General features: G+C 64.6%; 21 protein-coding genes and 2 pseudogenes. 12 read left to right on the forward strand and 11 right to left on the reverse strand.

The genetic code is table 11. From position 1 onward, the window contains the following. The first annotated feature begins 230 nt into the window (after nt 1–230). Entirely contained in the window at nt 231–1,334 is a 1,104-nt protein-coding gene (gbcB, locus tag AC5QPF_RS02570) for a glycine betaine monooxygenase reductase subunit (RefSeq protein ID WP_494961892.1), read from the forward strand. Between the two features lie 3 nt (nt 1,335–1,337). Here the strand turns inward: gbcB and AC5QPF_RS02575 are convergent, their stop codons facing one another. The 3 genes and pseudogenes from AC5QPF_RS02575 to AC5QPF_RS02585 all read right to left on the reverse strand — a co-directional run. Beyond that, nucleotides 1,338–2,177: a purine-cytosine permease family protein gene (locus tag AC5QPF_RS02575; RefSeq protein ID WP_494961893.1), complete on the reverse strand. Its 840-nt coding sequence runs from the start codon at nt 2,175–2,177 to the stop codon at nt 1,338–1,340. Between the two features lie 318 nt (nt 2,178–2,495). Continuing rightward, nucleotides 2,496–3,368: a methyl-accepting chemotaxis protein gene (locus tag AC5QPF_RS02580; protein WP_494964116.1), complete on the reverse strand. Its 873-nt coding sequence runs from the start codon at nt 3,366–3,368 to the stop codon at nt 2,496–2,498. Nucleotides 3,369–3,398: 30 nt separating this feature from the next. Further along, a pseudogene (locus tag AC5QPF_RS02585) lies at nt 3,399–4,121 on the reverse strand (MCP four helix bundle domain-containing protein); the annotation flags it as partial. 270 nt (nt 4,122–4,391) lie between these two features. Here AC5QPF_RS02585 and AC5QPF_RS02590 point away from each other — a divergent pair. The 4 genes and pseudogenes from AC5QPF_RS02590 (at nt 4,392) to AC5QPF_RS02605 (ending at nt 7,035) form a co-directional block, all read left to right on the forward strand. After that, complete coding sequence (locus AC5QPF_RS02590) at nt 4,392–4,619, forward strand: hypothetical protein (RefSeq protein WP_494961894.1); 228 nt, start codon at nt 4,392–4,394, stop codon at nt 4,617–4,619. Further along, complete coding sequence (locus tag AC5QPF_RS02595; protein WP_494961895.1) at nt 4,616–4,918, forward strand: cell division protein ZapA; 303 nt, start codon at nt 4,616–4,618, stop codon at nt 4,916–4,918. The genes AC5QPF_RS02590 and AC5QPF_RS02595 overlap by 4 nt, the downstream gene beginning before the upstream one ends. A 362-nt stretch (nt 4,919–5,280) precedes the next feature. Next, nucleotides 5,281–6,123: pseudogene (locus AC5QPF_RS02600) on the forward strand (cache domain-containing protein); the annotation flags it as partial. 207 nt (nt 6,124–6,330) lie between these two features. Then, nucleotides 6,331–7,035, forward strand: a complete 705-nt coding sequence (locus tag AC5QPF_RS02605) for a methyl-accepting chemotaxis protein (RefSeq protein WP_494964117.1) — start codon at nt 6,331–6,333, stop codon at nt 7,033–7,035. Nucleotides 7,036–7,133: 98 nt separating this feature from the next. Here the strand turns inward: AC5QPF_RS02605 and AC5QPF_RS02610 are convergent, their stop codons facing one another. Next, nucleotides 7,134–8,174: a beta-eliminating lyase-related protein gene (locus AC5QPF_RS02610; protein WP_494961896.1), complete on the reverse strand. Its 1,041-nt coding sequence runs from the start codon at nt 8,172–8,174 to the stop codon at nt 7,134–7,136. Nucleotides 8,175–8,513: 339 nt separating this feature from the next. Here AC5QPF_RS02610 and AC5QPF_RS02615 point away from each other — a divergent pair, with 339 nt between their 5' ends. From AC5QPF_RS02615 to fdhA, 7 genes are all read left to right on the forward strand, one after another. Then, entirely contained in the window at nt 8,514–9,767 is a 1,254-nt protein-coding gene (locus AC5QPF_RS02615) for a serine hydroxymethyltransferase (RefSeq protein ID WP_009404114.1), read from the forward strand. 15 nt (nt 9,768–9,782) lie between these two features. Beyond that, nucleotides 9,783–11,033, forward strand: coding sequence for a sarcosine oxidase subunit beta family protein (locus AC5QPF_RS02620; RefSeq protein ID WP_009404115.1), 1,251 nt, complete (start codon nt 9,783–9,785; stop codon nt 11,031–11,033). 14 nt (nt 11,034–11,047) lie between these two features. Then, entirely contained in the window at nt 11,048–11,377 is a 330-nt protein-coding gene (locus AC5QPF_RS02625) for a sarcosine oxidase subunit delta family protein (protein WP_494961897.1), read from the forward strand. Beyond that, nucleotides 11,374–14,391 (forward strand): sarcosine oxidase subunit alpha family protein, encoded by a 3,018-nt coding sequence (locus AC5QPF_RS02630; RefSeq protein ID WP_494961898.1) that lies wholly within the window; start codon nt 11,374–11,376, stop codon nt 14,389–14,391. The genes AC5QPF_RS02625 and AC5QPF_RS02630 overlap by 4 nt, the downstream gene beginning before the upstream one ends. A 152-nt stretch (nt 14,392–14,543) precedes the next feature. Further along, nucleotides 14,544–15,176, forward strand: coding sequence for a sarcosine oxidase subunit gamma family protein (locus AC5QPF_RS02635; RefSeq protein ID WP_494961899.1), 633 nt, complete (start codon nt 14,544–14,546; stop codon nt 15,174–15,176). An 11-nt stretch (nt 15,177–15,187) separates the two neighbouring features. Further along, nucleotides 15,188–16,045 (forward strand): formyltetrahydrofolate deformylase, encoded by an 858-nt coding sequence (gene purU, locus AC5QPF_RS02640; protein ID WP_494961900.1) that lies wholly within the window; start codon nt 15,188–15,190, stop codon nt 16,043–16,045. 291 nt (nt 16,046–16,336) lie between these two features. Continuing rightward, entirely contained in the window at nt 16,337–17,536 is a 1,200-nt protein-coding gene (gene fdhA, locus AC5QPF_RS02645; protein WP_042124075.1) for a formaldehyde dehydrogenase, glutathione-independent, read from the forward strand. 58 nt (nt 17,537–17,594) lie between these two features. On the opposite strand, the gene AC5QPF_RS02650 is transcribed toward fdhA, so the two are convergent. From AC5QPF_RS02650 to waaF, 7 genes are read right to left on the reverse strand one after another with little or no spacing between them, the layout of a single operon-like run. Continuing rightward, entirely contained in the window at nt 17,595–19,037 is a 1,443-nt protein-coding gene (locus AC5QPF_RS02650) for a lipopolysaccharide kinase InaA family protein (RefSeq protein ID WP_494961901.1), read from the reverse strand. Further along, the gene (locus AC5QPF_RS02655; protein WP_494961902.1) at nt 19,037–19,789 is read right to left on the reverse strand and encodes a lipopolysaccharide kinase InaA family protein; all 753 of its coding nucleotides are present in this window, start codon (nt 19,787–19,789) and stop codon (nt 19,037–19,039) included. Before AC5QPF_RS02655 ends, AC5QPF_RS02650 begins: the two co-directional genes overlap by 1 nt. Next, nucleotides 19,786–20,520, reverse strand: coding sequence for a lipopolysaccharide kinase InaA family protein (locus AC5QPF_RS02660; protein ID WP_494961903.1), 735 nt, complete (start codon nt 20,518–20,520; stop codon nt 19,786–19,788). The genes AC5QPF_RS02655 and AC5QPF_RS02660 overlap by 4 nt, the downstream gene beginning before the upstream one ends. Further along, entirely contained in the window at nt 20,520–21,326 is an 807-nt protein-coding gene (rfaP, locus tag AC5QPF_RS02665; RefSeq protein ID WP_494961904.1) for a lipopolysaccharide core heptose(I) kinase RfaP, read from the reverse strand. The genes AC5QPF_RS02660 and rfaP overlap by 1 nt, the downstream gene beginning before the upstream one ends. After that, entirely contained in the window at nt 21,323–22,444 is a 1,122-nt protein-coding gene (locus AC5QPF_RS02670) for a glycosyltransferase (protein WP_494961905.1), read from the reverse strand. The genes rfaP and AC5QPF_RS02670 overlap by 4 nt, the downstream gene beginning before the upstream one ends. Next, the gene (gene waaC, locus AC5QPF_RS02675; protein WP_494961906.1) at nt 22,444–23,505 is read right to left on the reverse strand and encodes a lipopolysaccharide heptosyltransferase I; all 1,062 of its coding nucleotides are present in this window, start codon (nt 23,503–23,505) and stop codon (nt 22,444–22,446) included. Before waaC ends, AC5QPF_RS02670 begins: the two co-directional genes overlap by 1 nt. After that, nucleotides 23,506–24,555 carry a lipopolysaccharide heptosyltransferase II gene (gene waaF / locus AC5QPF_RS02680; RefSeq protein ID WP_494961907.1) on the reverse strand — a complete coding sequence of 350 codons (1,050 nt, stop codon included), beginning with the start codon at nt 24,553–24,555 and terminating at the stop codon, nt 23,506–23,508. Nucleotides 24,556–24,671: the final 116 nt, after the last annotated feature.

Here is a 24,671-nt window from a genome sequence, read left to right on the forward strand (position 1 = left end):
ATGCGACGCAAGGCATTTCTGCAGGATCATTTGCGACGGAGTGTGCGATTGCCGGCGACGCGAACCATATCCATGGGCGACATGATCGAATCCGTTTCCGACGCGCCAGCCCTTGCCGTCAGGGGCTGGTCGCGATAAGCACGCCGATGTCGTGAATGGGTAAGTGAGGCGCTCGTTCCCCGAGCATTATCGTGACCATCAAGCCGTCGTTGGCCGTGGAGCGAATAACAATGTCCAATCCCTTTCTGAATCCGGTAACCACCCAGACCTGGGCCAACGGTCGCCACATCGTGCGCTGCGTCAAGGTCATCCAGGAAACCTGGGACGTGCGCACCTTCTGCTTCATGGCCGACCAGCCGATCATGTTCTTCTTCAAGCCGGGCCAGTTCGTCACCCTGGAACTGGAGATCGAAGGCCAGCCGGTGATGCGTTCGTACACCATCTCCAGCTCGCCGTCGGTGCCCTACAGCTTCTCCGTCACCATCAAGCGCGTACCGGGCGGCAAGGTCTCCAACTACCTGCACGACACCCTGCACGAAGGCCAGGAACTGGCGGTGCACGGGCCGGTCGGGCTGTTCAACGCCATGGACTTCCCCAGCTCGAAAGTGCTGTACCTCAGCGGCGGCGTCGGCATCACCCCGGTGATGTCCATGGCGCGCTGGTTCTACGACACCAACGGCAACGTGGACATGGTCTTCGTGCATAGCGCGCGCTCGCCGAAGGACATCATCTACCACCGCGAGCTGGAACACATGGCCTCGCGGATTCCCAACTTCAGCCTGCACATCATTTGCGAGAAGCATGGCCTGGGCGAGCCTTGGGCCGGCTATCGCGGCTACCTGAACCACAAGCTGCTGGAACTGATGGCGCCGGATTTCATGGAGCGCGAGATTTTCTGCTGCGGTCCGACGCCCTACATGACTGCGGTCAAGCGCCTGCTGGAAGGCGCCGGCTACGACATGAGCCGCTACCACGAAGAATCGTTCGGCGCGACGCCGCCGGAAGCCAAGGCCGATGCGGTGGAGCATGCCGAGCAGGCGGCGGAAGCGGCCGAGGAAATCACCGTCAGCGACATGCACCTGGTGGAGTTCACCGCCACCGGCAAGAGCAGCCGCATCGCTCCCGGCGAGACGGTGCATGCAGCGGCGGCGAAGGTCGGCCTGATGATTCCCAAGGCCTGCGGCATGGGGATCTGCGGTACCTGCAAGGTGCTCAAGCTGGGCGGCGAAGTGGAGATGGAGCACAACGGCGGGATCACCGACGAGGACGTGGCCGAGGGCTACATCCTGTCGTGCTGCAGCGTGCCGAAGGGGGATGTGCGCATCGAGTACTGAGGCTCAGTACAGCGAGAACTGCAGGGGATTCCACAGCACCAGCAACGACAGAAAGCCCGCGAGCAGCAGCACGCGGGCTTTCGTTTTCCAGGGGTTCGCGGAAAAGGCCACGAACTGCGCATGGCCGTGCACCGCCATGGCACCGACCATGGCCAGCGCCAGGAGCAGCACCGCCACGCTGCCCAGCCCCGGCAGCGTGCGCTCACCGACCAGGCGCAGGCTCACCACACTGTCCACCGCCGGGATGGCCGAGGCCATCAGCGCCCCCAGTGACATCAGCCAGAGTGCCGGCAGGGCCAGGCCGAGGTAATGCGGCGTGCCCTTGCTGGCCATGGGCGTCAGGCTGATCTGCCAGAGCGCCGCCATGCTTGCCAGCAGGCCGAACGCTGACCAGCTGAAGCCGGGTTGACGCTGCGCGGTATCCACTTCCAGCATCAGCAGCGCGCCGAGGGTGAGCAGGGCGAAGGCCAGGATCAGTGGCAGCGCCAGCCAGGCCTGGGCGCGATAGAGCAGGCGCGGGCCGATGAATGCCAGCAGCGCGGCGAGCATCAGGGCCAGGAGTTGCCAGTTCAGCGCCTGTCCCGGCAGCAAGTGGTGGGTGATACGCGAGAGGATCTCCAGGTGTAGCGCGTGCAGGACCAGGGCGACCGGGAGCAACAGGATGCCGCTGGTGGTGCGGCGGTAGGGAACGAGGCTGCCCAGCAGCACGGCCGGGATGATCGCCAGCAGCGATTGCCCCAGGGTCAGGCCTTGCAGCGGACCGAGGAAGCCGATGGCCAGGGGCGCGGGGAGGAAGGTGCTGGTGAACCAGAAGGCGGCGCTTTGACGGGGCGGGGCGGACATGGCGGCCTCAAGGGGATTTCGAGGGCGCGAGGGTAGGGGATGCCGGGGCGCTTTACTGGAGGGAAATGATTCAAAACGTGCAGGGGGAAAGGAGGAGGATTACCGGGGAATCAGGGGATTCCTGGGATTTTTGGCAGGATTTGTAGGAATTGGTTTTGTGGGGGTGTAGGTGGGGCTTTAGGGATGCCGGATTGTGTGGTGAATTCCTGATATCACTGTCGATATTTATGGCCCTATCGCTGGCAAGCCAGCTCCCACAGGTCCGGCGATGTGGGAGCTGGCTTGCCAGCGATGAGGCCGTGACAGGCAAAGCGAATATCAGACCTTGAACCGCCCCACCAGGCTATTCAGGTCCACCGCCAGCCGCGACAGCTCGGCACTCGCCGCGCTGGTCTGGTGCGCACCGGTCGCCGACTGCACCGACAGGTCGTTGATGTTCACCAGGTTGCGGTCCACTTCCCGCGCCACCTGGGCCTGTTCCTCGGCGGCGCTGGCGATCACCAGGTTGCGCTCGTTGATCTGCGCCACCGCGCCGGTGATGGTATCCAGCGCGCTGCCGGCGCCACGGGCGATGCTCAGGGTCGACTCGGCACGCTCGGTGCTGTTGCGCATCGAGCTGACCGCCTGCTCGGTACCGCCCTGGATGCTGCTGACCATGCGCTCGATTTCCGAAGTGGATTGCTGGGTTCGGTGCGCCAGCGCCCGCACTTCGTCAGCGACCACGGCGAACCCGCGACCGGCCTCACCGGCACGGGCCGCCTCGATGGCCGCGTTGAGGGCCAGCAGGTTGGTCTGGTCGGCCAGGCCGCGGATCACGTCCAGCACCTTGCCGATATCGCGGGATTGCTCGGCCAGGTTGCCGACCAGTACCGAGGTGCTCTGCACGTCATTGCTCATGCGTTCGATGGCGCTGACGGTCTCCATGACCAGGTCGCGACCGTCGGTGGCAGAGCGGGTGGCCTCGGCCGAGGCCTCGGAGGTGCTGACCGCGTTGCGGGCCACTTCCTCGACGGCGCTGGTCATTTCGGTGACGGCGGTTGCTGCCTGCTCGATTTCGTTGTTCTGCTGCTGCAGGCCGCGGGCGCTCTCCTCGGTGACGCTGTTCAGTTCCTCGGCAGCCGAAGCCAGCTGGGTGGCGGAACCGGAGATCTGCTGCAGGGTGTCACGCAACTGCTCCTGCATCTTGGCCATGGCCTGTTGCAGGCGCGCGGCTTCGTCGCGGCCCTCGGGGCGGAGGCTGTGGGTCAGGTTGCCTACGGCAATCTGTTCGGCCACGCTCAGCACTTCGTCGATTGGCTTGACGATGCTGCGGGTCAGCACGATGGCGCAGAGGAAGGTCAGGAGGGTGGCGGCGACCAGCAGGACGATGACCAGGGTGAAGGCGGTGGAGTACTGGCCGGCAGCGGCCAGGTTGATGTCACGGGTCTGCTCGGTGTTGATCTTCACCAGCTTGTCCAGGGTTGTCGTGACCTGCTCCATGCTTTGCAGCAGCTCACGGTTGATCATGTCGCGGATTGCCGGCAGGTCATTGGCCTGGGAGAGCTGGACCAGGCGCGTTTCCAGTTGGCGGTACTGACCGAGGAACTGCACGTACTGGTTGTAGACGGCGTGCTCCTCGTCGCTGGCAATCAGTGGCTCGTAGATCTTGCGGGCGGCATCGATCTGCGCGTTGCGATCGCTGAACTGGGTCATGGTGTTCTGCATCAGGTCCGCCTCGCGGTTGATCATCAACCGGTAGGACAGGGTGCGCAGGCGCAAAGTGAGAAGGTTGAGCTGGTCGAGAGCCTTGATACTCGGCACGGTGACCTGCTCGATGTCTTCGCCGGCCTGGCGAATCTTGCTCATCTGGGTCAGGGCGAAGACGCCCAGAGCCAGCATCAGCGCGCCGATCAGCGCAAACCCCAGCAGCGCACGCGGGGCGATATTCATATTGCGTAGGGACATGGGTCGGATCCAAATCTTAGGGGACGCGATCCATGCGCCTGGAGAGAGTCTGCTCTCATGACTATCGGTATTGGCCGACCGGACTTGAGGGTTTGTCCGACAAAATTCATCACCGTTGCAGCGTCTCTCCGACCGGAGGCAGGAACCGGATGACCCAGATCAGGTCAATGTGCACCAACGCGGGGCTCTGGCCCCGATATCTCTGGCGGCTGCGCTGCGTTTTCTTTATCGTGTGCGCCCCCGTAACGTCCCCCTCCGAGAGAAGTCATCATGCTCGACAACACCCTGAATCAACTGGAACAACTGGTCGGCGAACTGCTGGAGAAAAACCAGCACCTGGCCGAACGCAATGCACAACTGGACGCCGAGCTGGCCCAGGCCAAGGACGAGAACGAAAGCCTGCAACTGAGCCTGATGGAACAGGAAGAAAAATACGGCGCTACCAACGCGCGCATTCAGGCCCTGATTGAACGCGCCAGCGGCACCGTCAGCGCATGAGCCAGACCGCGCAGACGATCAACGTCGTCTCGATCCTGGGCAACGACTACTCGATCAAGGCCCCGGCGGGCCAGGAGCCGGTACTTGCCGAAGCCGTGCGGATGCTCAAGGCGTCCCTGGCCGATACCAAGCGCAACTACCCTTCGCTGATCGGTGACAAGTTGCTGGTCCTCGCGGCACTCAACCTGTGCTCGCGGCAGATCGAACAGCAGCAGCTGCACCAGCAGGCCCTCGACCGTTATCAAGAGCAAGTCAGCGCCACGGTCGACGCCATTTCAAAGGCCATCGACAACAGTTGATCCGCCCTCTGTGGGAGCCGACTTTCCGACTCCCCCAGACCCGTCCCTTCCTTGAAATTCGCTTTTTCCCTGCTGTTACTGGGGATATTGTCGCGCGCCTCTGGAAATATCGTATACCTGTGTTGTATACAATTGGCCTGTCATTTGCAGTACAGGTCTTATTTCTCCGAGGGAACCCCATGCACTTCTGGCGGCGCAGTATCCAGTGGCAATTGATCGCAAGCATGGGCGCTGCCCTGTTGGCGAGCATTCTGATCGTGGTGGTCATCTACACCGTGGCGGTCAACCGCCTGACCGAACGTTACCTGGTCAAGACGGCCTTGCCGGCAAGCATTGAGGCGATTCGTAACGACATCGAGCGCATGCTCGGCCGGCCGCTTACTGCGGCCGCCGACATCGCCCACAACACCTTGCTGCGCGACTGGCTGGCGGCCGGCGAGAATCCGGAGCAGGCGCCGGCGTTCGTCGAGTACTTGCAGGTGCTGAAGGAGCAGAACAAAGCGTTCACCGCGTTGTTCGCTTCCACCGTGAGCAACCATTACTACAACGAGAAGGGCCTGGACCGGACCCTGAGCCGGAGCAATCCGAAGGACAAATGGTTCTACGGTTTCATCGATAGTGGCGACAATCGCATGCTCAACATCGATATCGACGGCAGCACCGGCGAGTTGGCGCTGTTCATCGATTACCGAGTGGAGAAGGATGGCAAGCTGGTGGGTATCGCCGGTCTGGGCCTGCGCATGACCGAGATGTCCGAGTTGATCCACAACTTCAGCTTCGGCGAGCGTGGGCGGGTGATGCTGGTGCGTGGTGATGGCCTGATCCAGGTGCATCCGCAGAATGAATTCGGCGGCAAGCGGCAGTTGGCCGAGCAGATAGGCGATACGGCGGCGCAGGCGGTGCTGGCCGACCATGATGGCCTGAGCAGCAGCCGCTTCGAGCGCGAGGGTGAATCCTACCTCGCCCTTAGCCTGCCGTTGCGCGGTCTGAACTGGCACCTGGTGGCTGAGGTGCCGGAGTCGCAGATCTATGCCGAGGTGCGCGAGACGGTGTGGCTGACCAGCCTGATCGGCGGCGCGGTGGCCCTGGTCTCGCTGTTGCTGGTAGTGCTGCTGGCGCGGGGCATCGTGCGGCCGATCCGCCAGGTGACTGCTGCGCTGGTGGCCATCGGCGACGGTGGTGGTGACCTCAGTCACCGTTTGGACGACACCCGCCGCGACGAGTTGGGCGATCTGGCCAAGGGCTTCAACCGCTTCCTCGACAGCCAGCGCAAGCTGATCGGTGAGGTGCTGAGCACCAGTGAGCAACTGCGCACGGCCGTGGGGCAGGTGATCCATGTCGTGGTGAGTACCGCCGAGCGTTCGGGCAAGCAGCAGGAAATGACCGAGATGGTCGCCACGGCGGTGCACGAAATGGGCCTGACCGTGCAGGACATCGCACGCAATGCCGGCGAAGCGGCGCAGGCCTCGCAGAGCGCGCGGGACGAGGCGCTGGAGGCGCGCCAGGTGGTACAGCGCTCGATTGCGCATATCGAAGGCATGTCCGGCGAGATAGGGACGGCGGCGGAGGCTGTCAGCCAACTGGCTGAGGAAGTCGCGTCGATTGACCAGGTGCTGGCGGTGATCCGCAGTATTTCCGAGCAGACCAACTTGCTGGCGCTGAACGCTGCAATCGAGGCGGCGCGGGCCGGAGAGATGGGGCGTGGCTTTGCCGTTGTGGCGGATGAGGTAAGGACCCTGGCGCAGCGCACGCAGGTATCGACGGGCGAGATCCAGCAGATGATCCAGCGTCTGAAGCAGGGCACCGGGACGGCGGTGGAGTCGATGCATGCCGGCCAGGTAGCGACCGGGACCGGGGTTGAGTCGAGCCAGCGTACCGGGGATTCGCTGGGCACCATCACCGGTCAGGTGGAACGCATCAGCGACATGAACCTGCAGGTGGCGACGGCGACGGAGGAACAGTCGGCGGTGACCGAGGAGATCAACCGCAATGTCCAGGGGATTTCCGACCTGGCGCGGGCGACGGCGGCCGAGGTGCAGGGGTGTCGGGCGGATTGTGAGGCGTTGCAGCGCCTGGCTGATGACCTGGCGCGGCAGATGGGTGGGTTCCGGCTCTAGATCGCTATCGCAGGCTTCGCCAGCTCCCACAGGTTCTGCACTGATCGCAAGAGCGGCGCGGTACCTGTGGGAGCTGGCGTTAGCCTGCGATGAGGCCCTCAGGCGCCCATTACGGCCCGGATATCCGCCGCCAGCTCCCGTACCCGAGCCTCCTCGGTATCCCACGAGCACATGAACCGCGCCCCACCGCTGCCAATGAAGGTATAGAACCGCCAGCCTTTATTGCGCAGTTTCTCCAGCGCCGCTTCCGGCATCTGCAGGAACACGCCATTGGCCTCCACCGGGAACATCAGTTCCACCCCCGGCACATCTGCCACCAGTCCGCTCAACAGCTGCGCGCAATGGTTGGCATGGGCGCCATGCCGCAGCCAGGCGCCGCTTTCCAGCAGCCCCACCCACGGCGCCGACAGGAAGCGCATCTTCGAGGCCAGTTGCCCGGCCTGCTTGCAGCGGTAGTCGAAGTCCTCCGCCAGCTTGCGGTTGAAGAACAGGATCGCTTCACCCACGGCCATGCCGTTCTTGGTGCCGCCGAAGCACAGCACGTCGATCCCGGCCTTCCAGGTCAGTTCTGCGGGTGAGCAGCCAAGGAAGGCGCAGGCGTTGGTGAAACGCGCGCCGTCCATGTGCAGGTTCAGGCCCAGTTCCTTGCAGGTGGCGCTGATCGCCTTGAGCTCGTCGGGGCGGTAGACGCTGCCGACCTCGGTGGCCTGGGTGATGGTCACCACCCGCGGCTTGGGGTAGTGGATGTCCTGGCGCTTGAGCGCCACTTCGCGGATCGAGTCCGGGGTCAGCTTGCCGTTCTCGCTGCGCGCGGTCAGCAGTTTCGAGCCGTTGGAGAAGAACTCCGGGGCGCCGCATTCGTCCGTCTCGACGTGGGCGGTCTCCGAACAGATCACGCTGTGGTAGCTCTGGCACAGGGAGGACAGGGCCAGGGAGTTGGCCGCGGTGCCGTTGAAGGCGAAGAACACTTCGCAGTCGGTCTCGAACAACCGGCGGAAATGGTCGGCGGCGCGGGCTGTCCACTGGTCGTCGCCGTAGGCGCGCTCGTGGCCCTGGTTGGCCTTTTCCATGGCGGCCCAGGCTTCCGGGCAGATACCGGAATAGTTGTCGCTGGCAAATTGCTGGCTTTGTTCTGTCATGGCTCGGGTCCTGTTAGCAAGGCAGGAGAGCACTCTAATGCATGGCTTGCGAGGTTGCCTATACAACCTGTTTTTTGTGTCGTTTTCAGCGGCCTCATCGCGGGTGAGCCCGCTCCCACAGGGATTTGTGTGGGAGCGGGTTCACCCGCGATGAGGCCCGGAAGGCCAGCACCCCCCCGACTATCGCAAACAAGACAAAACAATGTCGTAAACGCACCTTTGCGTGGCGTGCGCAGGCATCTGAGCGCACACGCCCGGCCATACCATCGCTGCAAAGGACACCCGTCAATGTCACGGGTTCCACTCAATAAGAGACTCACCGCTGCCGGGAGAAATGCGATGTTCAGCAAGCAAGACCAGATCCAGGGTTATGACGATGCACTGCTGGCGGCCATGAATGCCGAAGAGCAACGTCAGGAAGATCACATCGAACTGATCGCCTCGGAAAACTACACCAGCAAGCGCGTCATGCAGGCCCAGGGCAGCGGCCTCACCAACAAGTACGCCGAAGGCTATCCGGGCAAGCGCTACTACGGCGGTTGCGAGCACGTCGACAAGGTCGAGGCACTGGCCATCGAGCGTGCCAAGCAACTGTTCGGTGCCGACTACGCCAACGTCCAGCCGCACTCCGGCTCCTCGGCCAACGGCGCGGTCTACCTGGCTCTGCTGCAAGCCGGCGACACGATCCTGGGCATGAGTCTGGCCCACGGCGGCCACCTGACCCACGGCGCCAAGGTGTCGTCCTCGGGCAAGCTGTACAACGCCGTGCAGTACGGCATCGACACCAATACCGGCCTGATCGACTACGACGAAGTCGAGCGCCTGGCCGTCGAGCACAAGCCGAAGATGATCGTCGCCGGCTTCTCCGCCTACTCCAAGACCCTGGACTTCCCGCGCTTCCGCCAGATCGCCGACAAGGTCGGTGCCCTGCTGTTCGTCGACATGGCCCACGTTGCCGGCCTGGTCGCCGCCGGCCTGTACCCCAATCCGCTGCCGTACGCCGACGTGGTCACCACCACCACCCACAAGACCCTGCGCGGTCCCCGTGGCGGCCTGATCCTGGCCAAGGCCAACGAAGAGATCGAAAAGAAACTCAACGCCGCCGTCTTCCCCGGCGCCCAGGGCGGCCCGTTGATGCACGTGATCGCGGCCAAGGCCGTGTGCTTCAAGGAAGCCCTGGAACCTGGCTTCAAGGCTTATCAGCAGCAAGTCATCGAGAACGCCCAGGCCATGGCTGGCGTGTTCATCGATCGTGGCTACGATGTAGTGTCCGGCGGTACCGACAACCACCTGTTCCTGGTCAGCCTGATCCGTCAGGGCCTGACCGGCAAGGACGCTGATGCCGCCCTGGGCCGCGCCCATATCACCGTCAACAAGAACGCCGTACCGAACGACCCGCAGTCGCCATTCGTGACCTCGGGCCTGCGCATCGGCACCCCGGCCGTCACCACCCGTGGCTTCAAGGTCGCCCAGTGCGTGGCACTGGCTGGCTGGATCTGCGACATCCTCGACAACCTCGGCGACGCCGATGTGGAAGCCGATGTGGCGCGCAACGTGTCGGCACTGTGTGCGGACTTCCCGGTTTACCGCTGAGTGGAGCAATAGACCATGCAACGTTATTCGGGCTTCGGCCTTTTCAAGCACTCCCTCAGCCACCACGAGAACTGGCAGCGCATGTGGCGCACGCCGACGCCGAAGAAGGTCTACGACGTCGTCATCGTCGGCGGTGGCGGCCACGGCCTGGCAACCGCCTACTACCTGGCCAAAGAGCACGGCATCACCAACGTCGCCGTGATCGAGAAAGGCTGGCTGGGCGGCGGCAACACCGCTCGCAACACCACCATCGTGCGTTCCAATTACCTGTGGGATGAGTCGGCGCACCTCTACGAGCACGCCATGAAACTCTGGGAAGGCCTGTCCCAGGACATCAACTACAACGTGATGTTCTCCCAGCGTGGGGTCTACAACCTGTGCCACACCCTGCAGGACATGCGTGACTCCGAGCGCCGGGTCAATGCCAACCGCCTCAACGGCGTGGACGGCGAGCTGCTCAATGCCAAGCAGGTGGCCGAGGAGATCCCGTACCTGGACTGCTCGAAGAACACCCGCTATCCGATCATCGGCGCCACCGTGCAGCGCCGTGGCGGCGTCGCCCGTCACGATGCCGTGGCCTGGGGCTTTGCCCGTGCCGCCGATGCCCTGGGCGTCGACCTGATCCAGCAGACCGAGGTGATCGGCTTCCGCAAGGAAAACAACACCGTGATCGGCGTGGAAACCAACAAGGGCTTCATCGGCGCCAAGCGCGTCGGTGTGGTCACCGCCGGTAACTCCGGGCACATGGCGCGCCTCGCCGGCTTCCGCCTGCCGCTCGAATCCCACCCGCTGCAGGCGCTGGTGTCCGAACCGATCAAGCCGATCATCGACAGCGTGATCATGTCCAACGCCGTGCACGGCTACATCAGCCAGTCCGACAAGGGCGACCTGGTGATCGGCGCCGGTATCGACGGCTGGGTCGGCTACGGCCAGCGCGGCTCGTACCCGGTGATCGAGCACACCCTGCAGGCCATCGTGGAAATGTTCCCGATCCTCTCCCGCGTGCGTATGAACCGCCAGTGGGGCGGCATCGTCGACACCAGCCCGGATGCCTGCCCGATCATCTCCAAGACCCCGGTGAAGAACATGTTCTTCAACTGCGGCTGGGGTACCGGCGGCTTCAAGGCCACCCCGGGCTCGGGCAACGTCTTCGCCGCCAGCCTGGCCAAAGGCGAGATGCACCCGCTGGCCAAACCGTTTTCCATCGACCGTTTCCACAACGGCGCCCTGATCGACGAACACGGCGCAGCCGCCGTCGCCCACTAACAGGAGAAACCATCATGTTGCACATCTTCTGTCCACACTGCGGCGAACTGCGGTCCGAGGAAGAATTCCATTCGTCCGGCCAGGCCCACATCCCGCGGCCGCTGGACCCCAACGCCTGCACCGACGAGGAGTGGGGCGACTACATGTTCTTCCGCGACAACCCGCGCGGCCTGCACCACGAGCTGTGGATCCACGCCGCTGGCTGCCGCCAGTACTTCAACGCGACCCGTGACACCGTGACCTACGAGATCCTGGAAACCTACAAGATCGGCAGCAAGCCACAAGTCACCGGCAAGAGCAGCGCCCCGCAGTTGGTCGCCAACGGCCAGGGAGAAAAGGTATGAGCCAGGTTTATCGCCTCTCCAGCGGCGGTCGCATCGACCGCAGCAAAGTCTTGAACTTCACCTTCAACGGCCAGACCTACCAGGGCTACGCCGGTGACACCCTGGCCGCCGCGCTGCTGGCCAACGGCGTCGACATCATCGGTCGCAGCTTCAAGTACTCGCGTCCTCGCGGGATCATCGCCGCCGGTGCCGAAGAGCCGAACGCGATCCTGCAGATCGGTGCCAGCGAAGCCACCCAGATCCCCAACGTGCGGGCTACCCAGCAGGCGCTGTACTCCGGCCTGGTCGCCACCAGCACCAACGGCTGGCCGAGCGTGAACAACGACGTCATGGGCATCATCGGCAAGGTCGGCGGCAAGATGATGCCGCCGGGCTTCTACTACAAGACGTTCATGTACCCGCAGTCGTTCTGGATGACCTACGAGAAGTACATCCGCAAGGCTGCTGGCCTGGGCCGTGCGCCGCTGCAGAACGATCCGGACACCTACGACTACATGAACCAGCACTGCGACGTGCTGGTGGTCGGCGGCGGCCCTGCCGGTCTCGCCGCTGCCCTCGCTGCTGCCCGTAGCGGCGCGCGGGTGATCCTCGCCGACGAACAGGAAGAGTTCGGCGGCAGCCTGCTGGACAGCCGTGAAAGCCTCGACGGCAAGCCGGCCACCGAGTGGGTTTCGGCAACCCTGGCCGAACTGCGCGGCCTGCCGGAAGTGACCCTGCTGCCACGCTCCACGGTCAACGGCTATCACGACCACAACTTCCTGACCATCCACGAGCGCCTCACCGACCACCTTGGCGACCGCGCGCCGATGGGCCAGGTGCGCCAGCGCATGCACCGCGTCCGCGCCAAGCGCGTGGTCCTGGCCACCGGCGCCCACGAGCGTCCGCTGGTCTACGCCAACAACGACGTGCCGGGCAACATGCTGGCCGGTGCCATCTCCGTGTACATCCGCCGCTACGGCGTGGCCCCGGGCCGCAAGCTGGTGCTGGCGACCAACAACGACCACGCCTACCGCGTCGCCCTCGACTGGCACGACGCCGGCCTGCAGGTCGTGGCCATCGCCGACGCCCGCCACAACCCTCGTGGTTCGCTGGTGGAAGAAGCCCGCGCCAAGGGCATCCGCATCCTGACTTCCAGCTCGGTGGTCGAGGCCCGTGGCAGCAAGCGCGTCACCGGCGCCCGTGTCGCCGCGATCGACGTCAAGGCACACAAGGTCACCAGCCCTGGCGAGTGGCTGGAATGCGACCTGATCGGGAGCTCCGGTGGCTACAGCCCGGTGGTCCACCTGGCTTCGCACCTGGGCGGCAAGCCGGTCTGGCGCGAAGACATCCTCGGCTTCGTACCGGGCGATGCACCGCAGAAACGCGTGTGCGTCGGTGGCATCAACGGTGTGTTCGGCCTGGCCGAGAGCCTGGCCGACGGCGTTGAAGGCGGCGCCCGCGCAGCCACCGAAGCCGGCTTCAAGGCGGGCTCGGTCAGCCTGCCAAAAGCCCTGGCACGCCAGGAAGAAGCCACTCTGGCGCTGTTCCAGGTCCCGCATGACAAGAGCACTGCCCGTGCGCCGAAGCAATTCGTCGACCAGCAGAACGACGTCACTGCCGCTGCCATCGAACTGGCAACCCGCGAAGGCTTCGAGTCGGTCGAGCACGTCAAGCGCTACACCGCGCTGGGCTTCGGTACCGACCAGGGCAAGCTGGGCAACATCAACGGCCTGGCCATCGCTGCCCGCTCCATGGGTATCACCATCCCGGAAATGGGCACCACCATGTTCCGCCCGAACTACACGCCGATCACCTTCGGCGCGGTCGCCGGGCGTCACTGCGGCCACCTGTTCGAGCCAGTGCGCTTCACCGCGCTGCATGCCTGGCACGTGAAGAACGGTGCCGAATTCGAAGACGTCGGCCAGTGGAAACGGCCGTGGTACTTCCCCCGCGCCGGTGAGGACATCCACGCCGCCGTGGCCCGTGAATGCAAGGCCGTGCGCGACAGCGTGGGCCTGCTCGACGCTTCGACCCTGGGCAAGATCGACATCCAGGGCCCGGATGCCCGCGAGTTCCTCAACCGCATCTACACCAACGCCTGGACCAAGCTTGACGTGGGCAAGGCCCGCTACGGCCTGATGTGCAAGGAAGACGGCATGGTCTTCGACGACGGCGTGACCGCCTGCATCGGCGACAACCACTTCATCATGACCACCACTACCGGCGGCGCGGCCCGTGTGCTGCAGTGGCTGGAGATCTACCAGCAGACCGAATGGCCGGACCTGAAGGTGTACTTCACCTCGGTCACCGACCATTACGCGACGCTGACCCTGTCCGGCCCGAACAGCCGCAAGCTGCTCAGCGAAGTCAGCGACATCGACCTGGACAAGGACGCCTTCCCGTTCATGAGCTGGAAGGAAGGTCTGGTGGGCGGCGTGCCGGCCCGAGTGTTCCGGATTTCCTTCACCGGCGAGCTGTCCTACGAGGTCAACATCCAGGCCAACTACGCCATGGGTGTGCTGGAGAAGATCGTCGAGGCCGGCAAGAAGTACAACCTGACCCCGTATGGCACCGAGACCATGCACGTGCTGCGGGCCGAGAAGGGCTTCATCATCGTCGGCCAGGACACCGACGGCTCGATGACCCCGGACGACTTGAACATGAGCTGGTGCGTCGGCCGCAACAAACCGTACTCCTGGATCGGCCTGCGTGGCATGAACCGCGAGGACTGCGTGCGTGAGAACCGCAAGCAACTGGTGGGCCTGAAGCCGGTCGACCCGACCAAATGGCTGCCGGAAGGTGCGCAGTTGGTGTTCGATCCGAAGCAGCCGATCCCGATGGACATGGTCGGCCACGTCACCTCCAGCTACGCGGCCAACTCGCTGGGTTATTCCTTCGCCATGGGTGTGGTCAAGGGTGGCCTGAAACGCATGGGCGAGCGTGTCTACTCGCCACAGGCCGACGGCAGCGTGATCGAGGCGGAGATCTGTTCTTCGGTGTTCTTCGATCCGAAAGGTGAGCGGCAGAACGTTTGACGGGCGACCTGTGGGGGCTGTGACGGCCTCATCGCTGGCAAGCCAGCCCCCACAGGATCCGGTGCATGCAGTACCTGTGGGAGCTGGCTTGCCAGCGATGAGGCCCTCGAGAGCGACACAGGTCCAACAGAATTCAAGGCAGGTATAAAAAGATGAGCGCCATCAACGTCTACGAACAACGCCCGAGCGGCAACGCCAAGGCCGAATCGCCGCTGCACCACGCCGACCTGCCCAGCCTGGTCGGCAAGGGGCGCAAGAACGCCGGGGTGACCCTGCGCGAGAAGAAATTCCTCGGTCACCTGACCATCCGCGGCGACGCCCATGACCCGGCCTTCGCCGGCGGCGTGTTCAAGGCCATCGGCCTGGAACTGCCAGTGGCCCTGACCGTGGTTGCCAACGGCGACATGTCGCTGCAATGGCTCGGCCCCGATGAGTGGCTGCTGATCGTTCCAGGTGGCCAGGAACTGGCCGTGGAAAACGCCCTGCGCGATGCGCTGCAAGGCCAGCACATCCAGATCGTCAACGTCAGCGGCGGCCAGACCCTGCTGGAATTGAGCGGTCCGAAAGTGCGCGAAGTGCTGATGAAGTCCACCAGCTACGACGTGCACCCCAACAACTTCCCGGTGGGCAAGGCGGTCGGTACCGTATTCGCCAAGTCGCAACTGGTGATCCGCCGCACCGGCGAGGAAACCTGGGAACTGCTGATCCGCCGCAGCTTCTCCGACTACTGGTGGCTGTGGCTGCAGGACGCTTCCGCCGAATACGGCCTGGCCATCGAAGCCTGAGGAGTATTGCCATGAGTCGTGCCCCGGACACCTGGATCCTCACCGCCGACTGCCCGAGCATGCTCGGCACCGTGGACGTGGTCACCCGCTTCCTCTACGAGCAGCGCTGCTACGTCACCGAACACCATTCGTTCGATGACCGGCTGTCCGGGCGCTTCTTCATCCGCGTCGAGTTCCGCCAGCCGGATGGCTTCGACGAAAGCGCCTTTCGCGCCGGTCTCGCCGAGCGCGGCGAGGCGTTCGGCATGCTCTTCGAGCTGGTGGCGCCGAACCATCGGCCGAAGGTGGTGATCATGGTCTCCAAGGCCGATCACTGCCTCAACGACCTGCTCTACCGCCAGCGCATCGGCCAGCTTGGCATGGATGTGGTGGCGGTGGTCTCCAACCACCCGGACCTGCGTCCCCTGGCCGAGTGGCACCATATTCCGTATCACCACTTCCCGCTGGATCCCCACGACAAGCCCGGGCAGGAGCGCAAGGTTCTGCAGGTGATCGAGGAGTCCGGCGCCGAGCTGGTGATCCTTGCCCGCTACATGCAGGTGCTGTCGCCGGAGCTGTGCCGACGCCTGGATGGCTGGGCGATCAACATCCACCACTCGCTGCTGCCTGGGTTCAAGGGCGCCAAGCCGTATCACCAGGCCTACAACAAGGGCGTGAAGATGGTGGGTGCCACCGCGCACTACATCAACAACGACCTGGATGAAGGCCCGATCATTGCCCAGGGCGTCGAGGTGGTGGATCACAGCCACTATCCCGAGGATTTGATTGCCAAGGGGCGGGATATCGAGTGCCTGACCCTGGCGCGGGCTGTGGGTTATCACATCGAGCGACGGGTTTTCCTCAACGCCAATCGCACCGTCGTTCTCTAAGTCCTCCTGGGACCGCTTCGCGGTCCTTCGCGAGCAAGCTCGCTCCCACAAGGTTTCTTTGCCGGGCCCGTTTTTGTGGCCTGGCAGGTAACCCTGTGGGAGCGAGCTTGCTCGCGAATGCATTCTGGATACCTCCACGGGACTGCCGCCGATAGATAAACCACTGTCGCAACCAGTGCCTGCATTCACGCCCGACCGGCCCACAATTCCCCCATCCAGTAACACTGGCCGCCCATGGACGGCGGCGCTTCAACCAACGCTGCATAACTACAAGTCAAGCGAGGTAAGAGCATGTCTGGCAATCGTGGAGTGGTGTATCTCGGCGCCGGAAAAGTCGAGGTGCAGAAGATCGACTATCCGAAGATGCAGGACCCGCGCGGTCGCAAGATCGAGCATGGCGTCATCCTCAAGGTGGTCTCCACCAACATCTGCGGCTCCGACCAGCACATGGTCCGCGGCCGCACCACCGCCCAGACCGGGCTGGTCCTGGGCCATGAAATCACCGGCGAGGTGATCGAGAAGGGCAGTGACGTCGAGAACCTGAAGATCGGCGACCTGGTTTCCGTACCGTTCAACGTCGCCTGTGGCCGCTGCCGCTCCTGCAAGGAAATGCACACCGGCGTCTGCCTGACCGTCAACCCGGCCCGTGCCGGTGGTGCCTACGGCTATGTCGACATGGGCGACTGGACCGGCGGCCAGGCCGAGTACGTGCTGGTGCCGTACGCCGATTTCAACCTGCTGAAACTGCCGGACCGCGACAAGGCCATGGAGAAGATCCGCGACCTGACCTGCCTGTCCGACATCCTGCCGACCGGCTACCACGGCGCGGTGACTGCCGGCGTTGGTCCGGGCAGCACCGTGTATGTCGCCGGTGCAGGCCCTGTCGGCCTGGCTGCTGCCGCTTCGGCCCGCCTGCTGGGCGCCGCCTGCGTGATCGTCGGCGACCTCAATCCGCTGCGTCTGGCTCATGCCAAGGCCCAGGGCTTCGAAGTGGTCGATCTGTCCAAGGACGCCCCGCTGCATGAGCAGATCATCGACATCCTCGGCGAGCCGGAAGTGGATTGCGCAGTGGATGCCGTCGGCTTCGAGGCTCGTGGCCATGGTCATGAAGGCGCCAAGCACGAGGCTCCGGCCACCGTGCTCAACTCGCTGATGCAGGTGACCCGTGTCGCCGGCAAGATCGGTATTCCGGGCCTGTACGTGACCGAAGATCCGGGGGCGGTGGATGCTGCGGCGAAGATCGGTGCCCTGAGCATCCGCTTCGGCCTGGGCTGGGCCAAGTCCCACAGCTTCCACACCGGCCAGACCCCGGTGATGAAATACAACCGCGCGCTGATGCAGGCGATCATGTGGGACCGCATCAACATCGCCGAGATCGTCGGGGTGCAGGTGATCAGCCTCGACCAGGCGCCGGAAGGCTACGGCGAGTTCGATGCCGGTGTGCCGAAGAAATTCGTGATCGACCCGCACAAGACGTTCAGTGCGGCGTAAGCGGAAATGAATAAGGGGCCGGTTTCGGCCCCTTATTCTTTGGTGGTCTGGTCTGGCCTCAATCCGAGAGCTTTGGCAGGCACTCATCCAGCCGCTTGTACAACGCACTCTCCACCGGCCAGTTCCGGAGCAACCGCGCCCGGTCCTTGGCGAATGCCGCAGCGAAGCTTAACTGCGTCGCGTGCTGGCTCATGGCATCCAGATCGATCAACGCCCATTGCCCGTCCTGCCAGAACAGGTTGTAGGCCTTCAGATCACCGTGGCTGATGCGCTCGCGGATCAACTGCGCCAGCAGTTGCTGCAACGCCGTCAGTTGTTCTTCAGGCACCTCGCCGCTTTCCACATAGGGCGTAAACGCAGCCATCAGGTCCGGCCCGTCGAGCAGCTCGGTCACCAGGTACGCTTTACCGCGCAACCCCAGCCAGCGCGTCTCCAGTACCGCCAGCGGCTTGGGCGTGGCGAAGCCGAGAAACGCCAGGCGATGCCCTTCGATCCACGAATGCCAGGCCCGGCTCGGGCGCCAGAAGCGCTTGAACCAGTGGGCAGTGTCCTTGATGTTGTAGCGCTTGATCACCAGCGGCCGGCCCTGGAACTCGACCCGCGCCACGCTGGCGGCACCGCCGGTCTTGTACAGGTGGCCGGCATCGATCAGCGCGTCAGCGTTGTCCAGCACCGGCTGCATCGCCGCCACTTCGCTGCGGGGGATCGCCTTCAGGCCTGAGGCTCCGCGCTCGACGCTGAACAGCGTGCAGTCACGGCCGGCCTTGTCCAGATAGTCCTTCATACGCCAGTGGCGGACCTTGTCGATCTGCTTCTGCAAGGCTTCCAGCGGCAGCGCGTGCTCGCTGTTGGCCAGCAGGTAGTGCACCAACAGTTCCTCGATGAATGGCTCCAGGCGCTTGGGCAACTGGGCGAAGAGCACGCCGAGGTTCTGCAGCACCTGCTGGCGCGACAGTGGCTGGCCCGGGGTTTCAGCCTTGATCCCGCCACCGTCGATGACGAACAGCCGACCGTCGTGGCGCAGCAGGTTGTCCAGGTGCAGGTCGTCCTGCCACAGGCCCTTGGCGTGCAACTGGGCCACTGCCGCGAGGGCTTCGCCGAGCACCAGGCTCTGCTCGTCGCTTAGCGGCGCGTGGCCTTCGACTTCGGCCCAGGCATCGCCCAGGCTGGTGGAGCCTTCGAGGAATTCGAACAGCAGCCAGCCGCCTTCACCTTCTTTCAGGCCATCGGCCAGCAATTGCGGCGTGGTCACGCCGCTGTCGGCCAGCAGGCGCACGCCGGCCAGCTCGCGCTGGAAGTGCCGCGCGGCGCTGCTGCCGACCAGCAATTTGGCCAGCACCGGCTTGCCGCGCCAGACCCCGGCACCCACATAGCGTTGCCCAGGCAGCACCCGCAGCAGGCTGAGCAGTTGCAGGTCGGCGCTGCCGGCGGCATCGGCGAGGGTGACGCTCAATGGCAGCGCCGGGGTACGCCCGGCATCCTTGAGTTCGGACAAACGCATCAGCGGGTTTCCTTGTGGCGGCGGCGGTTCAGCAGGCGCTGGAGCCAGGCATTGACCAGCGTGCTGTCCGCCGGCTGGTCAAGGTAGGTGGCGAGCAGCAGGCGAACTTCCGCCTCGGTCCAGTTCGGCGCACGGCGCAGCAAGGGTTCGAGGTCCTTGACCCGGTCGCGTTGGCCGAACAGCAGCGGGCGGGTCTTTTCCAGATCGATCAGTTGCGCCTGCCAACCGTCGCCGCGCTCGCGAAGGAAGATGTGCTTGGGATAGAAGCAGCCATGCACCTGACCGGCGCCGTGCAGGGTCCGCGCGAGTTGCCCGCAGGCGCGCAGGATGCCCTGGCGTTGCGCCAGCGGCAGTTGTGGCCATTGCCCGAGCAGGCTGTCCAGGTCACTCCAGTCGTCCAGGGCACGGGTCATCAGAATCGCCCGACGCTGGCCGTCGACCTTGCGCTCGCCGTAGTACACGGCTTGCAGCGCCGGGATACGCAGCTTCTGGTAGCGGCTGATATTGCGGAACTCGCGGGCGAAGGTCGGCTCGCCGAACGGCCGGTGCAGGGTGTGGGTCAGGTAATTGCTCTGGCGCTTGAGGTAGTAGCCCTTGCCTTCGAGCTCCAGGCGGAACACGCTGCTCCAGCCGCCACGGCCGGTATTGGGCTCGTCCACCGCGTCCAGTTGCAGTGCCCAGAGCTGCTCGAAGCCGTTCAGCCCATGGCGTTCGAGCAGCGCCGTGTCGGCACTGGCCACAAAATCACTCATTCACGTCCCTCGAAAAACTTCACGATATGGCGGATGCGCTTCTTGTCCGCGGCATTCAGGCGGACCCGATTGCGGTATTGCAGGTAGAAGCGCAGGCGCTGGGTGGCTGACAGGTGATACTTGGCCACTTTGTCCAGGCACGCCAGATCTTTGGTGATGCGATAGCGCAGCATGAAACCCCACCAGAAGTCGCCGGTGGGGCAGTCGATGAAGAATAGCGTGCCGGCGTCGTCCACCAGCAGGTTGCGCCACTTCAGGTCGTTATGGGTGAAGTGGTGGTCATGCATGATCCGCGTGTGGCGAGCCAGTTGACGGCTGAGGTGATCGACCCACTGGCGATCCTTGAGGCGCGGATCGTTGCGCTCGGCCAGTACCGACAGGTCTTCGGTGCGCGGCAGCTCGCGGGTGATCATGGCGCCGCGACCGAAGCTCAGGCCGTTGCGTTCCAGGCCGCAGGCCACCACCTCGGCAGTAGGAATCTGCCATTTGGCGAACTGCTTGAGGTTCTGCCATTCGGCCTTGATCCGCGGCCGACCCAGGTAGCGGCGCAAGTGCTTGCCGGCACCGGTGTAGCGCTTTACGTAGTAGTTGATGCCGTCACGTTCGACGCGTACCACCTCGCTCAGCGGGTCGCGGGTCAGTCGCTCGCCCTGCAGGGCGAATACCGCGTCGATACTACCGAAATCCTTTGCCAGGGCCGCGTACTTCGGCTCCAGTGTCCATCCCGCCATCAGAGCGCGTCCCCGTACCGTTGCTTGCGCTCGTAGAGCTTTTGCGCCTTGCCGTCCAGCCAGTGCAGCAGGCTGGCGTGTTCCGCGAGGACCTGACGCAGCGGCTGCTGGAAGTAGCCGCGCAGGAAGCGCAGCTTGTCGCGCCGGGTCAGGCCGATGTCCAGGGCCGAGAAATACAGGGCGGCCAGGTCCTTGTCGCGCCAGCGCCGGGAGATCTTGTCACGGGTCTGGGCGCGGTGCAGGTCAATGACCGACAGGCGGAAATCATCCGCCGTCACTGGCTTGTCGGTGTGCAGCAGGAAGTGGCAAATGTAGCAGTCGCGGTGGTTGACCCCGGCGCGGTGCATGCCGCCGGTCATCTTCGCCACCTCGGCGATCAGCGCGCGTTTGAGCCGTGGCTCCGGCGGCTGGCGGACCCAGTCGATGCTGAAGTCTTCCAGGCTGATGGTGGGCGCCAGTTCCTCGGTGACGATGAACGAATGCTGGGTCGCCGGGTTGCTGCCGCGCTCGCCGAAGGCCACCGCGGTCATGGTCGGCACGCCGACTTCGTGCAGGCGCTGGATGGCCGTCCATTCCTGGCCGGCGCCAAGCACCGGCAGCTTGGCGCTGAACAGGTTCTTGAAGATCTCGCCCCAGCCGATGCCGCGGTGGATCTTGACGAAGAAGCCTTCGCCGTCGACTTCGGTGCGCAGGGTGCGACGGCCTTCCAGTTCACGGTAGACCTCGCCTTGCAGGGCCTCGACCGCATCGAACGGGTCGCGGCCGGCCCACAGGCGCTTGAAGGGTTCTGCCAGGATCAGCTTCATGGGCGCTCCCCGAGAATCACGTCAGCGGCATGCTCGGGCATGCTGTACAGGTCGGCGGTCTCGGCGAAGGCCAGGCCGTTCTGGCCCCAGCTGGCGCGGGCTGCCGGGTCTTCGAGCATGCGTTGCAGGTAGCTGTTGAGCTGGTCCTGTTCGAACGGCTCGTCGAGTACCAGGCCACTGTCGGCCTCGGCGATGTAGTGGGCGTATCCGCACACCGCAGTGACCAGCACCGGCAGGCCGGCGACCAGCGCCTCCAGCAGGACGGTGCCGGTGTTCTCGTTGTAGGCCGGGTGGATCAGCACGTCGGCGCCGAGCAGGAAACGCGGGATATCGCTGCGACCCTTGAGGAACTGCACCTGGTCACCCAGGCCCAGCGCAGTGCTCTGCAACTGGAATACCTTGGGGTCGTCCTGGCCGATGACCATCAGTCGTGTGCGCTTGCGCAGTGCCGCGGGCAGGGCGGCGAGGGCCTTGAGGCTGCGATCGGTGCCCTTGGTCTTGAATCCGGAACCGATCTGCACCAGCAACAGGTCGTCGTCGCCCAGGTTGAATTCGCGACGGAAATCGGCGCGGATCTCGGCGGAGTTGGCCGGGGCCCGGCGGTCTTGGGAAATGCCCGGCGGCAGCAGGTGGAAGCGTTCTTCCTGGGTGCCGTAGTGCTTGATGAACAGCGGTTGCTGCACCTCGGAAATCATCAGGATCTCGGTACGCGCATCGCGGGCGAACACCGCGCGCTCGTACTCGGCGAAGTGCCGGTAGCGGCCCCAGCGTCGGTACAGGCCGCCGCGCAGGGTCTGTGCCTTGTCTTCGAAGCAGCCGTCGGCAGCGTAGTAGACGTCCAGGCCGGGCATCTTGTTGAAGCCGATCAGGCGGTCCACCGGACGCTTGGCCAGGTCCGCCTCCATCCAGGCGCTGAGTTTCTCGTTGCGCCGATGGTTGAACAGCGCCTTGACCGGCGCCACCAACACCTCGAAGCCGGGCGGCACGTCGCCTTCCCAGATCAGGGTGTAGACGCGGATCTGGTGCCCACGGCGCTGGCACTCCAGGGCGATGCGCATGAAGTCACGCTGCAGGCCACCGAAGGGGAAATACTTGTAGAGCACGAAAGCCAGTTGCATCAACGAACATCCTCGGCCCGCAGCAGCTCGCCCAACTGGCGTGCCACACGTTCGGGATTCAGGCGAGTGAAGCACAGCGGCCACTCACGTTTGAGATCGAACCGGCGCAGTTCCTCGACGCTCGGCTTGTAGGTGCACTTCTTGCGCAGGCAGGGCGCGCAAGGGAAGTCGCTGGCCACATGGACCTGGGACTTGCCGTAGGCACCGGTGAGGCCCGGGTTGGTCGGCCCGTACAGTGAGAGGGTCGGCACGTCCAGTGCCGCCGCCAGGTGGCCGAGGCCGGTATCCACCGCCACGCAGGCCTTGGCCGACGCCAGCACCTTGGCGACCCCGGCCAGGTTCAATTTGGGTAGTACCTTGGCGTTCTTCAAGCCCTGGGCGATGCGTTCGGCGCGGGCCTTCTCCACCGGGTTGCCCCAGGGCAGGCAGACATGCAGACCGGCGCGGCCGAGGCGCTCGGCCAGTTGGCGCCAGTACAGCTCGGGCCAGTGCTTGGTGTCCCAGGTGGTGCCATGCAGGAACACCACGTAGGGCGCCACGCCGATCTGCTCCAGGCGGCTGCGGTCAAGGCCGTAGTCGCCGATGCCCTCGGGAATGTCATAGCCCAGGGCCAGGGCGAACAACTGGCGGATGCGTTCCACCGCGTGCTGGCCCTTGGCGACCGACAGGCGGCGGTCATAGAAGCGGCTGGAGAAGCCTTCGCGGGCCGAGTAACGGTCCAGGCCGGCCACTGGCGTGTTTTTCACATAGCGGGTCAGCCAGGCACTCTTGACCAGGCCCTGGGCATCGATCACCAGGTCGTACTTGCGCTCGCGCACGCGCTTCTTGAACTGGCGCCATTCGCCATTCTTGAAGGTCTGCCAGAGGTTCTTGCGCCAGCGCCGGATCGCCACGGGAATGACCTGGTCCACCGCCGGGTGCCAGGTGGGAATCTCGGCGAAACCTTCTTCCACCACCCAGTCGAACGTGATGCCTGGAATGGCGTGGGCGGCATCGGTCAGCGCCGGCAGGGCGTGGATCACGTCGCCCAGGGACGTCGTCTTGATCAGCAGGACCCGCACTTAGTCGACCTCTGCACTGATGTCGACCAGCGACGGGCCGTTGAGCCGCTGCAGCGCCGCCGCGACGGCGTCGGGCTCCAGCTGGCGCAGGCAGTTGTAGTGGCCGAAACGGCAGGTGCGGTCGAAGCAGGGGCTGCAGTCCAGGCCCAGGCGCACCACTTCGACCTGGTCGGCCAGCGGTGGGGTGAAGCCCGGCGAGGTAGAGCCGTAGACCGCCACCAGCGGGCGGTTCAGCGCTGCGGCGACGTGCATCAGGCCGGAGTCGTTGGACACCACGGCATCGGCGCAGGACAGCAGGTCGATGGCCTCGGCCAGGGAGGTTTCCCCGGCCAGGTTGTACGATTCTTCACGGAAGCCCGGGATCAGACGGTCACGGATCTGCTCGCCAACCGGATGGTCGTTCTTCGAGCCGAACAGCCACACCTGCCAGCCTTCGCGGACCTTCAGCTCGGCGATTTTCGCGTAGTGCTCCGACGGCCATTTCTTCGCCTCGCCGAACTCGGCACCCGGGCACAGGGCCAGGACCGGACGGTCCAGCTCCAGGCCGAACCTGGCCAGGGCGGCGGCACGGCTGGCATCCTCGATGCGCAAGCTCGGGCGCGGGTAGGGCTGCGGCAGGTCGGCGTCGGCGGGATAGGCGAGGGCCATGAAGCGCTCGATCATCAGCGGGTAGCGCGCCTTGTCCAGGCGCCGCACGTCGTTGAGCAGGCCGTAGCGGAACTCGCCACGCCAACCGGTGCGCTTGGGAATCCCGGCGAAGAACGGCACCAGCGCCGACTTCAGCGAGTTGGGCAGGAGGATCGCCTGGTCATACTGGCCGGCCAGGGACTTGCCGATGCGCCGGCGCGTGGCCAGGTCGAGCACGCCGTGGCCGAGCGGGAAGCTCAAGGCCTGACGCACTTCGGGCATGCGTTCGAGGATCGGCCGGCTCCACTCGGGGGCCAGCACGTCGATCACGCAGTCGGCGTGACGCTGCTTCAGGACCTGGAACAGCGTCTGCGCCATCACCATGTCGCCCACCCAACTGGGCCCGATTATCAAAATTCTCATGCTTTATCCAGAAACGATCAGGGAGGCTGCAGGCTGTTTTCCAACAGTCCTGGCCTCCCCTCTTTATATTCAGGCTCGGTTACAACCGCCTACGCCCGCTTGAGTGTAGGCGGTTG

The organism is Pseudomonas sp. Con_6, from assembly GCF_059379395.1.